The organism is Lentzea jiangxiensis (assembly GCF_900104175.1).
GTDB lineage: Bacteria > Actinomycetota > Actinomycetes > Mycobacteriales > Pseudonocardiaceae > Lentzea > Lentzea jiangxiensis.
Window position 1 is genome coordinate 339,722 of the sequence record NZ_FNIX01000005.1, and the last position, 11,888, is coordinate 351,609.

The following is an 11,888-nucleotide window of genomic DNA, read 5'->3' on the forward strand; positions in this document are numbered from 1 at the left end:
AGGACAGGGGTCTGACAATCCCGTTCCCGCCACCTGGCCGCGCGTCAGACCGCGAGATCACACCGGCGGCTCTACAGTGCTCCCGTGGGCGCGCGGACCAGCGAACGAGAGGGCGGCCTGCTGCTGTTCCGGGTGGCGGGCATCCCGGTGCTGCTCGCGCCGTCGTGGTGGATCGGCTCGGCGATCATCGTCGCCTTCTACGCCCCGCTGGTCGACGACATCGCCCCCGGCACACCGGCGGGGACCGGACTGCTCGTCGCCGCGCTCTTCGCCGTGTTCCTCGGTCTGAGCGTCCTCGCGCACGAGCTCGGCCACTGCGTCGCCGCCCTGCGGCTCGGCCTGCCGGTGCGAAGACTGCGCCTGTACCTGCTGGGCGGGCTGTCCGAGATCATGCGCACCCCCGGCAGACCCAGCCACGAGGGGCTGGTCGCGGGCGCGGGACCGGCGGTGTCGGTGGTGCTGGCGGTGGTCTTCGGCGTCGGCGGCTTCGCGATGACGCCCGGTGGCCTGCTGTGGCTGCTCGTCGTGCAGATCGCCGGGGCGAACCTGGTGGTCGCCATCTTCAACCTCCTGCCCGGCCTGCCGCTGGACGGCGGGCGGATCGTCCGCGCGGGAGTGTGGGCCGCCACAGGCCAACGCGCGGCGGGCACCCGTGTCGCCGTGTTCGGTGGTTTCGCCGTGGCCGTCGCATTGGTGGCGTGGGCGCTCTACGGAGTCGCGGCGGACGCGGAAGACCGTTGGCTGCGCTTCGGTGTGTGCGTGCTCACGGCGTGGGTCGTCGTCGCGGGCGCGAGAAGTGAGCTGGCCAGCGAACGGCGCCGTACCTGGCCTGTCGGCGTGACCCTCGAGGACCTGATCCTCCCCGTGCTCCAGCTCCCCGCCGAGAGCCCCGTCGCGGACGCGCTGAGCACCTCGGCCGGCCGAGGCGTGGTGCTGGTGCGCGCGGACGGCGTCGCGGCGGGGCTGCTCGACGCCGTGGCGGCCGAGAAGCTCGCCGCGGCAAGCCCTTTCGCCCCCGCGGAGCAGGCGGCCGAGCCGATCCGGCCGGAGACGGTGCTGCTCACCGACGAGCCCGGCGAGGAGATCGTGGAACGCGTCCGGGGCACCGCCGCGTGGCAGTTCCTCGTCGTCGACCTGGAGGGACGCCCGGCGGGCGTGCTGCGCAGGGAGGACCTGCGTGCGGCCATCGAGAAGGGCGTTTGACACCATTGCGCGGTGATTAGCGCAAGTGGACCGTTCCAGCCGGGTGACCGGGTTCAGCTGACCGACCCCAAGGGACGGCACTACACGGTCGTCCTGGAGCCCGGCAAGGAGTACCACACCCACCGCGGCGCCATCCCGCACGACCTGCTCATCGGCCAGCCCGAGGGCTCGGTCGTCGCGTCGGTGGGGGGCACGAACTTCCTGGCGCTGCGCCCGCTGCTGCCGGACTACGTGCTGTCGATGCCGCGCGGCGCGCAGGTGATCTACCCGAAGGACGCCGCGCAGATCGTCATGTACGGCGACATCTTCCCGGGCGCGCGAGTCCTGGAAGCGGGCGCCGGCTCCGGCGCGCTGTCGTGCTCGCTGCTGCGCGCGGTGGGGGAGAAGGGCAGCGTCCAGTCCTACGAGGTGCGCGACGACCACGCGGTCCACGCCATCCGCAACGTGGAGACGTTCTTCGGCGAGCGCCCCGGCAACTGGTCGATCACCGTTGACGACGTCAAGAACCACCAGGGCGAGGTCGACCGGGTCATCCTCGACATGCTCTCGCCGTGGGAGGTGCTGCCCACGATCGCGGAGAACCTCATCCCCGGCGGCGTCCTGGTCGTGTACGTCGCCACCACCACGCAGCTGTCCGTGGTCACGGAGGCGTTGCGCGAGCAGACGTGCTGGACGGAGCCGCACGCGTGGGAGACGCTCGTCCGCCCGTGGCACGTCGTCGGCCTCGCCGTGCGCCCCGAGCACCGGATGATCGCGCACACCGCCTTCCTGCTGACCGCGCGCAAGCTCGCGCCCGGCGTGACGGCGCCCAAGCCGCAGCGCCGCCCCAGCAAGGGCTGACGCCTGTCCGGTTCCGGACGGGGATCGTCGTTCCGGCCCGCGCGCGGAGCCGGAACCCGGTTCGGCCGGGAGCGGAAGCAACCGGGAGATCCGTCTCGCCCGAGGTGATGATTCCCGACGTCGCACCGGCCGTGAGCGTGCTCGCGGCTCCGGCGGCCGAGTCCGCGGGGTGCTGCTGACCTGCCGGCAGCCGCCCTGCCCCCAGCACGCCTGCGATCGGCGCGTCCGCGCAGTTCCCGTAGAGCCGGCGCGGAACGACGAGGGCCCCGCACTCCACCGGAGTGCGGGGCCCTCGTGCGTCAGGTCAGTTGCCCTCGATCTTGTCGATGCCGCAGACCTTCCAGTCGCCGCCTTCCTTGGTCAGCTTGTAGATGATGCTGCCCGAGGTGGTCTTGCCGGGGTTCGCGGGATCGACGAGCCCGGTGAGCTTCTGCGTGAACGTGCCGGTGCTGCCCGACGTCTTGACGTCCGTCACGATGGCCGTGGCGGACGTCTGCGGCTGGCCGGACTGCGCCTTCAGCTTCGGGAACTCCGCCGTGCACACGAGGTCCTTGACGTCGTTCGGGCTGCTGCTGCCCGCGCGGACGCCCTTCAGGACGATCTCGGTGAACTCCTCGGCGACGTCCCTGGCCGCCGAGTCACCGCCGCTCGACGAGCTCTTGGAGGACGGCGCGGCCGGCTTGCTGCTGCCGTTCGCCGGGTCCTGGGACGCCGCGGTGGGCGCGGCGACGGTGCTGTTGTCGTCCGACTTGTCGGTGAGGAGGAAGAACGCCGCGATGCCGCCGCCGACGAGCACCAGCACACCGACGAGAACGCCGATGACCAGGCCGGTGTTGCCCTTCTTGGGCGGCGGGCCGCCGAACCCTCCGGGCTGGCCGTAGGGCTGCTGGCCGTAGGGACCCGGCTGGCCGGGCTGCTGGCCGTAGGGCTGCTGGCCGTACGGGCCGGGCTGGCCCTGCTGCGGGAAACCGCCGCTCTGCGGTCCCTGCTGGCCGAACGGGTTCTGCTGGGGCTGGCCGTAGGGCCCGGGCTGGCCGGGCTGTTGGGCGGGACCGGGCTGTTGGGCGGGACCGGGCTGGCCGTAGCCCGGCTGCGGCTGCTGGCCGTACCCCGGTTGCTGCGGCGGCTGCTGCCCGTAGGGCCCTGGCTGCTGGGGCGGGTAGGTCATGGAGCTTCCCCCGGAGGTGGTGTGAGGACCCGGCGGTGACTTCTCACCTGGTCGTCGGGATCTTGATGTCCTTGGTGAGCGAGCAGAACTTCCAGTCGCCCGAGATCTTCTTGAACTTCACCTCGGTGTCGGCGCTGGAGCTCTGGCCACCGACGGTCGTGGAGATGGTGACCTTGACGGTGGCCTCGTTCCCGTTCACCGTCGCGTCCTTGACCTTCGCCTGGGGCTTGAACTGCTTGGCGAGCTCCTCGGCCTGCTTGCGCTGCTCGGGGGAGAGGCTCTCGAGCTTCTTCTCGGCCTCCTTGGCCTCGTCGAGCACCTCCTGGCAGGCCATCGACTTGGCCTTGGAGGTGTTCCCGGAGAGGCCGGCCGCGTAGTACTCCTCCGCGACCTTCTTGACCTCGGCCGCCTCGTCGGAGCCGCTGCTGTTCGAGTTGCCGGGGTCCGACGAGCTGTTCGAGCTGCCGGAGTCGTTGCCGCTGAACACGACGGCGGCCGTGATGCCACCACCGACGAGCACGAGGACGCCCAGGACGACGCCGATGATCAAACCGGTGTTGCTCTTCTTCGGGGGCGGGGGACCACCGAACCCGCCGGGCTGGCCGTAGGGCTGCTGGCCGTAGGGGCCGGGCTGGCCGTACGGGCCGGGCTGGCCCTGCTGCGGGAAGCCGCCGCTGTGCGGTCCCTGCTGGCCGAACGGGTCCTGCTGGGGCTGGCCGTACGGCTGTCCGTAGCCGGGCGGCTGCTGGCCGTACCCGGGCTGCTGGCCGTGACCCGGCTGCTGCGGCGGCTGCTGCCCGTACGGCCCACCGGGCGGCGGCTGCTGCCCGTAGGGCCCGGGCTGCTGCGGCGGGTAGGTCATCGAAACTCCCCCGAATCGGATGAGGTGATCTTTCCTCGACATTGTGGTACTTCACCGGGCGGTCCGCGGCCGAATGATGCCTATCGACCCGCGCGAGTGGGCATGCACACGCCCTGCAGCCGCGCTCCGGTCACGCGAAGGTCGTCTCTGATAACGATTGCGGCAACTCCAGCGGGAATCGAGCGCGATGCTCTGCGCTGTCGACGTGGTCCACCGGACGCGTAGGTGAAACCACCCGGTTGGCCGTACGCCCACCGGTCGCACCGGCGGTCCGCTCGCGCGGGTTCCCGGACGGGCACGAACGGAGTGGGTCGCGGTGCGTGACCGCCGAACGGATCAACGGCTGGTCCACCTGGTGGGACTGCGGAGGATCGCCGCCCGTCGCCGGGCCGTGAGCCGCACCGGCCGCGTTCGCGGTCGTCCCGGGATGGTCGCGGAGCGTGGGGGCCGGGTGCCCGCACAGGTGCTCCCATGACCCTCTCCTCGGACTTGTTCGCAGGTGGGCTGGCGTGTCGCGGTGCGAAACGCCGGTGGTGGTCTCCGGAACGCACCGTAGCGGGTGGGTGGACGGGCCGAACACCGAGATGGAGCAGTTGACCTCTCCCGGAGGTGTGGTCGTTGCGTCACACGAGCGAAGATGATGTTGTGAGTACCCCATTTTGTCGGTGATCGCCGGTACCGTAATCGGTACGAACACGGGAGGAGGGTGCCGACATGCAGCACGGTCATCCCGGCAGCCAACCCGATGAGGGTGGCGAGCTGAACCAGGGCAACAATTCCGCTGAGCTGACTGCGCAGATCAGGTTCCTCGAGGACGAGATCGCGTCGTTGCGTCGCAAGCTGACCGAGTCGCCGCGGCACACGCGGCTGCTGGAGCAGCGCTTGGCTGAGGCGACAGAGCGCGTCAGCCAGCTGACCGAGCGAAACACGAAGCTCATAGACACCCTCCGAGAAGCACGAAGCCAGCTGCTCGCGCTCCGCGAGGAGGTCGACCGGCTGGCGCAGCCGCCCAGCGGGTACGGCGTCTTCATGGCGCGGTACGACGACGGGACGGTGGACGTCTTCACCTCCGGCCGCCGGATGCGGGTCGCCGTGTCCCCTGCGGTCGAGCCGGAGAAGATCGCCTACGGCCAGTCGGTGCGCCTGAACGAGGCGCTGACGGTGGTCGAGGCCGGCGGGTTCGAGCGTTCCGGTGAGGTCTGCGCACTGCGGGAGGTGCTCACCGACGACGGTGAGGACACGATCGCGCGTGCGCTGGTCGTCGGCCACGCGGACGAGGAGAGGGTGGTCTGGCTCGCCCAGCCGTTGCTCGACGCGCCGCTCAAGCCCGGCGACTCGCTGCTGGTCGACTCGAAGGCGGGCTTCGCCTACGAACGGGTCCCCAAGGCCGAGGTCGAGGACCTCGTGCTCGAGGAGGTCCCGGACATCGACTACAACGACATCGGTGGCCTCTCCCGGCAGATCGAGCAGATCCGCGACGCCGTGGAGCTGCCGTTCCTGCACGCCGACCTGTTCCGCGAGTACGAGCTGCGCCCGCCCAAGGGCGTGCTGCTCTACGGCCCTCCCGGCTGCGGCAAGACGCTCATCGCCAAGGCGGTGGCGAACTCCCTGGCCAAGAAGGTGCGGGAGATCCGCGGCGAGACCGACAAGCAGGCCAAGTCCTACTTCCTCAACATCAAGGGTCCCGAGCTGCTCAACAAGTTCGTCGGTGAGACCGAGCGGCACATCCGCCTGATCTTCCAGCGGGCTCGTGAGAAGGCGTCCGACGGCACCCCGGTGATCGTGTTCTTCGACGAGATGGACTCGATCTTCCGCACCCGTGGTTCGGGTGTGTCGTCCGACGTCGAGACGACGATCGTGCCCCAGCTCCTCGCCGAGATCGACGGCGTCGAGGGCCTGGAGAACGTCATCGTCATCGGCGCCTCCAACCGTGAGGACATGATCGACCCGGCGATCCTCCGCCCGGGCCGGCTCGACGTGAAGATCAAGATCGAGCGGCCTGACGCCGAGGGCGCGAAGGACATCTTCAACAAGTACCTGACTCCGAACCTCCCGCTGCACGCCGACGACCTCGCCGAGTTCGGCGGGGACCCGAAGGCCTGCATCGAGGGCATGGTGCAGCACACCGTGGAGCGCATGTACGAGGAGTCCGAGGACAACCGGTTCCTGGAGGTCACCTACGCCAACGGTGACAAGGAGGTCCTGTACTTCCGGGACTTCAACTCCGGCGCCATGATCCAGAACATCGTCGACAGGGCCAAGAAGGCGGCGATCAAGTCGCTGCTCGACACCAAGCAGCCCGGACTCTCCGTCCGGCACCTGCAGGCGGCCATCCTCGACGAGTTCGCCGAGAACGAGGACCTGCCGAACACGACGAACCCGGACGACTGGGCTCGCATCTCGGGCAAGAAGGGCGAGCGGATCGTCTACATCCGCACGCTCGTCACCGGGAAGAACCAGGACACCGGCCGCGCGATCGACACGGCCACGAACACCGGCACGTACCTGTAGCACGGCTTCGGACGGAACCGCCCCGGTCGCTTTCTCGCCGCCGGGGCGGTTTCACGCTGTCACGCGTCCGCGGGCGGTGAGCACCGCGATCAGCAGCGCCATCACGGCCCAGCCCGTCCAGCCGCTCAGACCCAGCGTCCACGGGTCGGGCGGGCGGAGCTCCGAGGCGTCGGTGAAGGCGATGTTCACGAAGGCGATCACCAGGGTGTTGTTCGCGGCGTGCACGACGGAGCACGCCCACACGGCGTTCGTGTGCAGCCGCAACATCCCCAGCAACGTGCCGAGGAGCACCGTGAACACGGCGAACGGCAGGAACGTTGCCGGTGAGCCGACATAGCCCGGTAGGTGCCACACGGCCCAGATGACGCCGCCCAGATGACGCCGCTCGGCCCGAACGCACCCCATCTGTCGAACCGCATCAGCCGCGGCAGCAGGAACCCGCGCCAGCCCCACTCCTCGCAGAACGCGAGCACGGTCTTACCGCGCGTACCTGACCGGCACCCTGCGCATCCTCGCGCTGCTGTCCACGGCCGTGATCGCCGCACTGGCCGTGAAGGCGTCGGAGCTGTGGGGACTCGTGTCCGGACCCGGCTGGACGGTGCTGGCGGTCGCGCTGGTCGCCGTGCCGTCCGCGGGCGCGGTCGTGTGGCTGGTCCGGGCGGGCGACGCCGGGCACCGCCTCGACCACGACGACAGCGAGAGCACCGGTGTGGCGCAACGCGATGATGACCGCCATTGGCACGTGGGCGGCCTCGTGTACGCGAACCGCGCCGACCCGGCGTTGCCGGTGCACCAACGCGTCGGCTCGCGGTGGACGTTGAACCTGGGGCACCCGGCGTCGTGGCTGACGCTCGCGGCACTGCTCGTGGTGGCGCTGCTAGCGGACCAGGCCTGACTCGTAGGCCGCGATCACCAGCTGGGCGCGGTCGCGGGCGTGCAGCTTCGCCAGCAGGTTCCCGATGTGCGTCTTCACCGTCCCGGTGCTGACGTGCAGCTCGGCCATGATCTCCGCGTTGGACAACCCGCGGGCGATCAGCAGCAGGACCTCCTTCTCCCGCTCGGTCACCCGCTCCAGGCCGCGCACCACCGGCGAGGCGGGCTGCCGGGCGAACTCCGAGATCAGCCGGCGCGTCACCGACGGCGACAGCAGCGACTCGCCGGACGCCACCACGTGGATCGCCGTCAGGAGCTCGGCGGGCGGGGTGTCCTTGAGCAGGAAACCCGAGGCGCCGGCGCGCAACGCGCCGAAGACGTACTCGTCGAGGTCGAACGTCGTCAGCACGAGCACGCGCGGTCCGTCGATCAGCCTGGTGGCCTCGATGCCGTCCATCTCCGGCATCCGGATGTCCATCAGCACGACGTCGGGCCGCAGGGAGGCCGCCAGCGCGACGGCCTCGGCGCCGGTGCCCGCCTCGCCGACGACGGTCAGACCCGGCTCGTTGCCGACGAGGAGGCGGAAGCTGGCGCGCAGCAACGCCTGGTCGTCGGCGATCAGCACGCGCGTCATCGGTGCGGCAGCTCCGCGACGACGCGGAAACCGCCGCCCCCGCCCGGTCCGGCGCTGAACGTGCCGCCGTAGACGGCGACGCGTTCGCGCATGCCGATCAACCCGTGTCCCACTCCGAGCTCCTTCACGCCGGGGCCGTCGTCCGCCACCTCGACGCGCACCGTCTCGGGTGTCACGTCGACCAGGACCCTGCACGACGCGGGCGCCGCGTGCTTCACAACGTTCGTCAGCGCCTCCTGCACGATCCGGTACGCGGACAGCCCGACGCCTTCGGGCACGGCGGAGTCGCCCCGCACCTCCAACGAGACGCGCACGCCCGCGAGCGACGCGCGGTCGGCCAGGTCGGCGAGGCCGTCGAGACCGGGGGAGGGGGCGAGGCCGGCGTCGGAGCGCAGGACGCCGAGCAGGCCGCGCATCTCGTTCAGGGCGGCGCGGCTCGTCTGCGAGATCACCTCCAGCGCCTGGTAGGCGTGCTCGGGTGAGCGCACGTGTGCGGCGTTGCCCGCCTGCACGGCGATCAGGGAGAGGTTGTGCGCCACCACGTCGTGCAGCTCGCGGGCGATGCGCAGGCGTTCGTCGGACAGCGCCTGCTCGGCCTGCTGCGCGGTTTCCAGTGCGAAGTAGGACCGCCGCATCCGGGTCGTGTAGCCGATGACCCAGACGGCGCTCATCGCCGCGAGGACGACCAGGACGTTCTCGGGTTCGCCGCCGGAGACGCCGGAGATCGCGACGACGGCGAACGCGAGGCAGGCGAGCGACCACGTCCGGGAACGGTCGACGGCCACGGTGTAGAGCGCGAAGCACACGGCTCCGGTCGGAGCGCCGAGCGCCTCCGTCGGCAGCACCTGGCCGACCACCACAGCCGCCGTGGCGACCGTGCTGATCACCAGGCAGGTCCGGGGCCAGATCCGGCGGACGGTGACCGGCAGCGCGACGAGGAGGGTGCCGGGGACCACCAGCCACCACGGCTTGTCCTGGTGCTCCACCATCGCGTAGCCCACGAGGACGCCGATCACCACCGCGGCGGTGAGGTCGACCAGGTAGAGGTGCAGTCGTGCGATCACGGCGACGACGTTAACGAGCGTGCGCCCGAACCGCCTCGGACCACGGTCCGATACCGAGGTTCGGCCCTCGGTCCGATCCGTCCGCACGGCGAACGGCCCACTCTCTTCCGCATGATCGAGGTACGGAACCTGACGAAGAGATACGGCGGTACGACGGCCGTCGACGACCTGTCGTTCACCGTCCGGCCGGGACGGGTGACGGGCTTCCTCGGCCCGAACGGCGCCGGCAAGTCCACGACGATGCGGATGATCCTCGGCCTCGACCGGCCCACGGGCGGTGAGGCGCTGGTCGGCGGCAAGCGGTACGCGGACCTCGGCCAGCCGTTGCGGCACGTCGGCGCGCTGCTCGACCCGGCCGCCGTGCACCACGGCCGCAAGGCGCTCGACCACCTGCGCTGGATCGCCGCGAGCAACGGCATCCCGAGGCGGCGCGCGGTCGAGCTGCTGGAGCAGGTGGGTCTGGGAGGTGTGCGGCACAAGAGGATCCGGGCGCTGTCGCTCGGCATGAAGCAACGGCTCGGCGTCGCGGCGGCGTTGCTCGGCGACCCGCGGGTGCTGATGTTCGACGAGCCCGTCAACGGCCTCGACCCCGAGGGCGTGCGGTGGATCCGCGACCTCATGCGCAGCCTCGCGAACGAGGGCAGGACGGTCTTCGTCTCCAGCCACCTGATGAGCGAGATGGCGCTGACCGCCGACCACGTCGTGATCGTCGCAAGAGGACAGCTGGTCAAGGAGACGCCGATGGAGGCGTTGACGCGCAACGGGTCCCTGGAGGACGCCTACCTCGAACTCACCTCCGGGAGGGGACTGTGAAGAACGCGCTCGCCGCGGAGTGGCTGAAGCTCCGGACCGTCCGGGCTCCCCACGGCATCGTGCTGGCCATCGGCCTGATCCTCCTGTTCGGCGCGTCGATCTCCTTCTTGATCGTGCGGGACTACGACACGTCTCCGGCCGCCGAACAGGCGAAGTTCGCCTCCGCCGACTCCAGCGTGGTGATCACGCCGGTCGTGCAGTTCCTCGTCGCCGCGCTCGGCGCTCTCGTCGCGACCTCGGACCCGCGGCTCACCGCGCTGACCGCCGTGCCGGACCGGAAGCGCCTGCTGGTGGCCAAGACCGCGCTCGTCGCCGCGACGTCCGCGGTGCTCGGAGCCGCGGCGCTGGCGGTCAGCACCGGCGTCAGCTGGTGGATCGCGGGGGACCGGCCGCCACCGATCGCGCCGTGGGAGGGCCTGGGCGATGTGTTGCCGTGGGCGGGTGCCGCGGTGCTGTCGATCCTGGTGACGGGCCTGACCGGGCTCGGGATCGGTCTCGCGGTGAGGTCCACGGCCGTGACGGTCGTGGTGGTGGGCGTGCTGCTGTGGGGCCTGCCGGCCATCACGCCCATGCTGCCCGACCCCTGGAACGTCGACGCGTCCGCCGTGATGGTGCCGTACCTGGTGTGGGAGGTGGCCGGGGTCGTCGAGGACGCCCCGCTGGCCCCGCTCGCCGCCACCGCTGTTTTGGTGCTTTACGCACTGGTCACGATGGGTGCCGGAACTGCGACTCTCCTGCGACGAGACGCTTGACTCCCCCTGGGGCCGGCTCTATGGTCGTCTGTACCTTTAATCGGTAAGGAAACTTACCTAACTAATCCGCCGCCGGCAGTCCGAGAGGAGACGCTGAATGGCTTGGCAGAAGTCTGTGGTGACGCTCGCCGCGGCAGTCGTGCTTCCGTTGACCGGCGTGACAGCGGGCAGTTCCGTCGCCGCCGCACCCGCGGGCGACGTCTCCGCCGCCGCGCTGCCGCCGGGTTCACCCGCGGCGGTCAACGGCCAGCTCAAGGTGTGCGGCGTCAAGCTGTGCAACCAGAACGGCAAGCAGATCCAGCTGCGCGGCATGAGCACGCACGGCATCCAGTGGTACTCCCAGTGCGTCAAGACCGCGTCGCTGGACGCGCTCGCGAACGACTGGAAGGCGGACATCCTCCGCATCTCGATGTACATCCAGGAGGGCGGCTACGAGTCGAACCCCCGGAAGTTCACCGACATGGTGCACGGCTACATCGAGGAGGCCACCAAGCGCGGCCTGTACGCGCTGGTCGACTGGCACCAGCTCTCGCCGGGCGACCCGAACCACAACACCGAGCGCGCCAAGACGTTCTTCAAGGAGATCGCCCAGCGCCACAAGGACAAGACGAACATCATCTACGACATCGCGAACGAGCCGAACGGCGTCACGTGGTCGCGGGTGAAGTCCTACGCGGAGGCCGTCATCCCGACGATCCGCGCGGCGGACCCGGACAGCCTCGTGCTCGTGGGCACGCACGGCTGGTCGACGTTCGGCCTGTCCGACGGCCGTGACGTCAGCGAGGTCAGCCGCAACAAGGTCAACGCCTCGAACCTGATGTACACGTTCCACTTCTACGCGAAGGACCACCGCGACTCGTACCTCAACGCGTTGCGCACGGTCTCGAGCCAGGTGCCGGTCTTCGTCACCGAGTTCGGGTCGCAGGAGGCCTCCGGTGACGGTCCCAACGACTTCACCATGGCGAACAAGTTCATCGCGTTCATGAAGGAGGCCAAGATCTCCTGGACGAACTGGAACTTCTCCGACGACCACCGCACGGGCGCGGTGTTCAAGAGCGGCACCTGCTCCGGCAGCAGCTTCTCCGGTGAGGCTCCGCTGAAGGACGCCGGCAAGTGGGTGCGCAACCACATCCGCACGGCCGACGACTTCTGATCCCTCCCGGTTCGG

General features: G+C 70.1%; 11 protein-coding genes and 1 pseudogene. 7 read left to right on the top strand and 5 right to left on the bottom strand.

Features of this window, described 5'->3' with window-relative positions; genetic code table 11:
- Window positions 1-84 precede the first annotated feature (84 nt).
- Window positions 85-1,203, top strand: a complete 1,119-nt coding sequence (locus BLQ91_RS18355) for a site-2 protease family protein (protein WP_090098077.1) — start codon at window positions 85-87, stop codon at window positions 1,201-1,203.
- Window positions 1,204-1,218: 15 nt separating this feature from the next.
- Window positions 1,219-2,043 (top strand): tRNA (adenine-N1)-methyltransferase, encoded by an 825-nt coding sequence (locus BLQ91_RS18360; RefSeq protein WP_218130318.1) that lies wholly within the window; start codon window positions 1,219-1,221, stop codon window positions 2,041-2,043.
- Between the two features lie 304 nt (window positions 2,044-2,347).
- Here the strand turns inward: BLQ91_RS18360 and BLQ91_RS41390 are convergent, their stop codons facing one another.
- Window positions 2,348-3,211 carry a hypothetical protein gene (locus BLQ91_RS41390; RefSeq protein ID WP_176959807.1) on the bottom strand — a complete coding sequence of 288 codons (864 nt, stop codon included), beginning with the start codon at window positions 3,209-3,211 and terminating at the stop codon, window positions 2,348-2,350.
- A 43-nt stretch (window positions 3,212-3,254) separates the two neighbouring features.
- Window positions 3,255-4,073 (bottom strand): Rv0361 family membrane protein, encoded by an 819-nt coding sequence (locus tag BLQ91_RS18370; protein WP_090098079.1) that lies wholly within the window; start codon window positions 4,071-4,073, stop codon window positions 3,255-3,257.
- Between the two features lie 714 nt (window positions 4,074-4,787).
- Here BLQ91_RS18370 and arc point away from each other — a divergent pair.
- A complete protein-coding gene (arc, locus tag BLQ91_RS18375) occupies window positions 4,788-6,584 on the top strand; it encodes a proteasome ATPase (RefSeq protein ID WP_090098080.1) in 1,797 nt (598 codons plus the stop codon).
- 51 nt (window positions 6,585-6,635) lie between these two features.
- On the opposite strand, the gene BLQ91_RS18380 is transcribed toward arc, so the two are convergent.
- Window positions 6,636-6,989, bottom strand: a complete 354-nt coding sequence (locus BLQ91_RS18380) for a CPBP family intramembrane glutamic endopeptidase (protein ID WP_090098081.1) — start codon at window positions 6,987-6,989, stop codon at window positions 6,636-6,638.
- Window positions 6,990-7,116: 127 nt separating this feature from the next.
- On the opposite strand from BLQ91_RS18380, the gene BLQ91_RS18385 reads away from it, so the two are divergent.
- Window positions 7,117-7,479, top strand: coding sequence for a hypothetical protein (locus tag BLQ91_RS18385; protein ID WP_090098082.1), 363 nt, complete (start codon window positions 7,117-7,119; stop codon window positions 7,477-7,479).
- Here the strand turns inward: BLQ91_RS18385 and BLQ91_RS18390 are convergent.
- Window positions 7,462-8,091 (bottom strand): response regulator, encoded by a 630-nt coding sequence (locus tag BLQ91_RS18390; RefSeq protein ID WP_090098083.1) that lies wholly within the window; start codon window positions 8,089-8,091, stop codon window positions 7,462-7,464. The genes BLQ91_RS18385 and BLQ91_RS18390 overlap by 18 nt on opposite strands.
- The gene (locus BLQ91_RS18395; RefSeq protein ID WP_245733606.1) at window positions 8,088-9,155 is read right to left on the bottom strand and encodes a sensor histidine kinase; all 1,068 of its coding nucleotides are present in this window, start codon (window positions 9,153-9,155) and stop codon (window positions 8,088-8,090) included. Before BLQ91_RS18395 ends, BLQ91_RS18390 begins: the two co-directional genes overlap by 4 nt.
- Before the next feature lie 111 nt (window positions 9,156-9,266).
- Here BLQ91_RS18395 and BLQ91_RS18400 point away from each other — a divergent pair.
- From BLQ91_RS18400 to BLQ91_RS18410, 3 genes and pseudogenes are all read left to right on the top strand, one after another.
- Window positions 9,267-9,914, top strand: a pseudogene (locus BLQ91_RS18400) (ABC transporter ATP-binding protein); the annotation flags it as partial.
- Window positions 9,915-9,964: 50 nt separating this feature from the next.
- Window positions 9,965-10,720, top strand: a complete 756-nt coding sequence (locus BLQ91_RS18405) for a hypothetical protein (RefSeq protein ID WP_090098085.1) — start codon at window positions 9,965-9,967, stop codon at window positions 10,718-10,720.
- 97 nt (window positions 10,721-10,817) lie between these two features.
- Window positions 10,818-11,873 (top strand): glycoside hydrolase family 5 protein, encoded by a 1,056-nt coding sequence (locus BLQ91_RS18410; protein ID WP_090098086.1) that lies wholly within the window; start codon window positions 10,818-10,820, stop codon window positions 11,871-11,873.
- Window positions 11,874-11,888: the final 15 nt, after the last annotated feature.

Bases quoted from the DNA above. Each gene is read 5' to 3' on its own strand.
- BLQ91_RS41390 (WP_176959807.1), bottom strand. From the start codon at position 3,211: ATGACCTACCCGCCCCAGCAGCCAGGGCCCTACGGGCAGCAGCCGCCG.
- BLQ91_RS18370 (WP_090098079.1), bottom strand. From the start codon at position 4,073: ATGACCTACCCGCCGCAGCAGCCCGGGCCCTACGGGCAGCAGCCGCCG.
- arc (WP_090098080.1), top strand. From the start codon at position 4,788: ATGCAGCACGGTCATCCCGGCAGCCAACCCGATGAGGGTGGCGAGCTG.
- BLQ91_RS18380 (WP_090098081.1), bottom strand. From the start codon at position 6,989: ATGGGGTGCGTTCGGGCCGAGCGGCGTCATCTGGGCGGCGTCATCTGG.
- BLQ91_RS18390 (WP_090098083.1), bottom strand. From the start codon at position 8,091: ATGACGCGCGTGCTGATCGCCGACGACCAGGCGTTGCTGCGCGCCAGC.
- BLQ91_RS18410 (WP_090098086.1), top strand. From the start codon at position 10,818: ATGGCTTGGCAGAAGTCTGTGGTGACGCTCGCCGCGGCAGTCGTGCTT.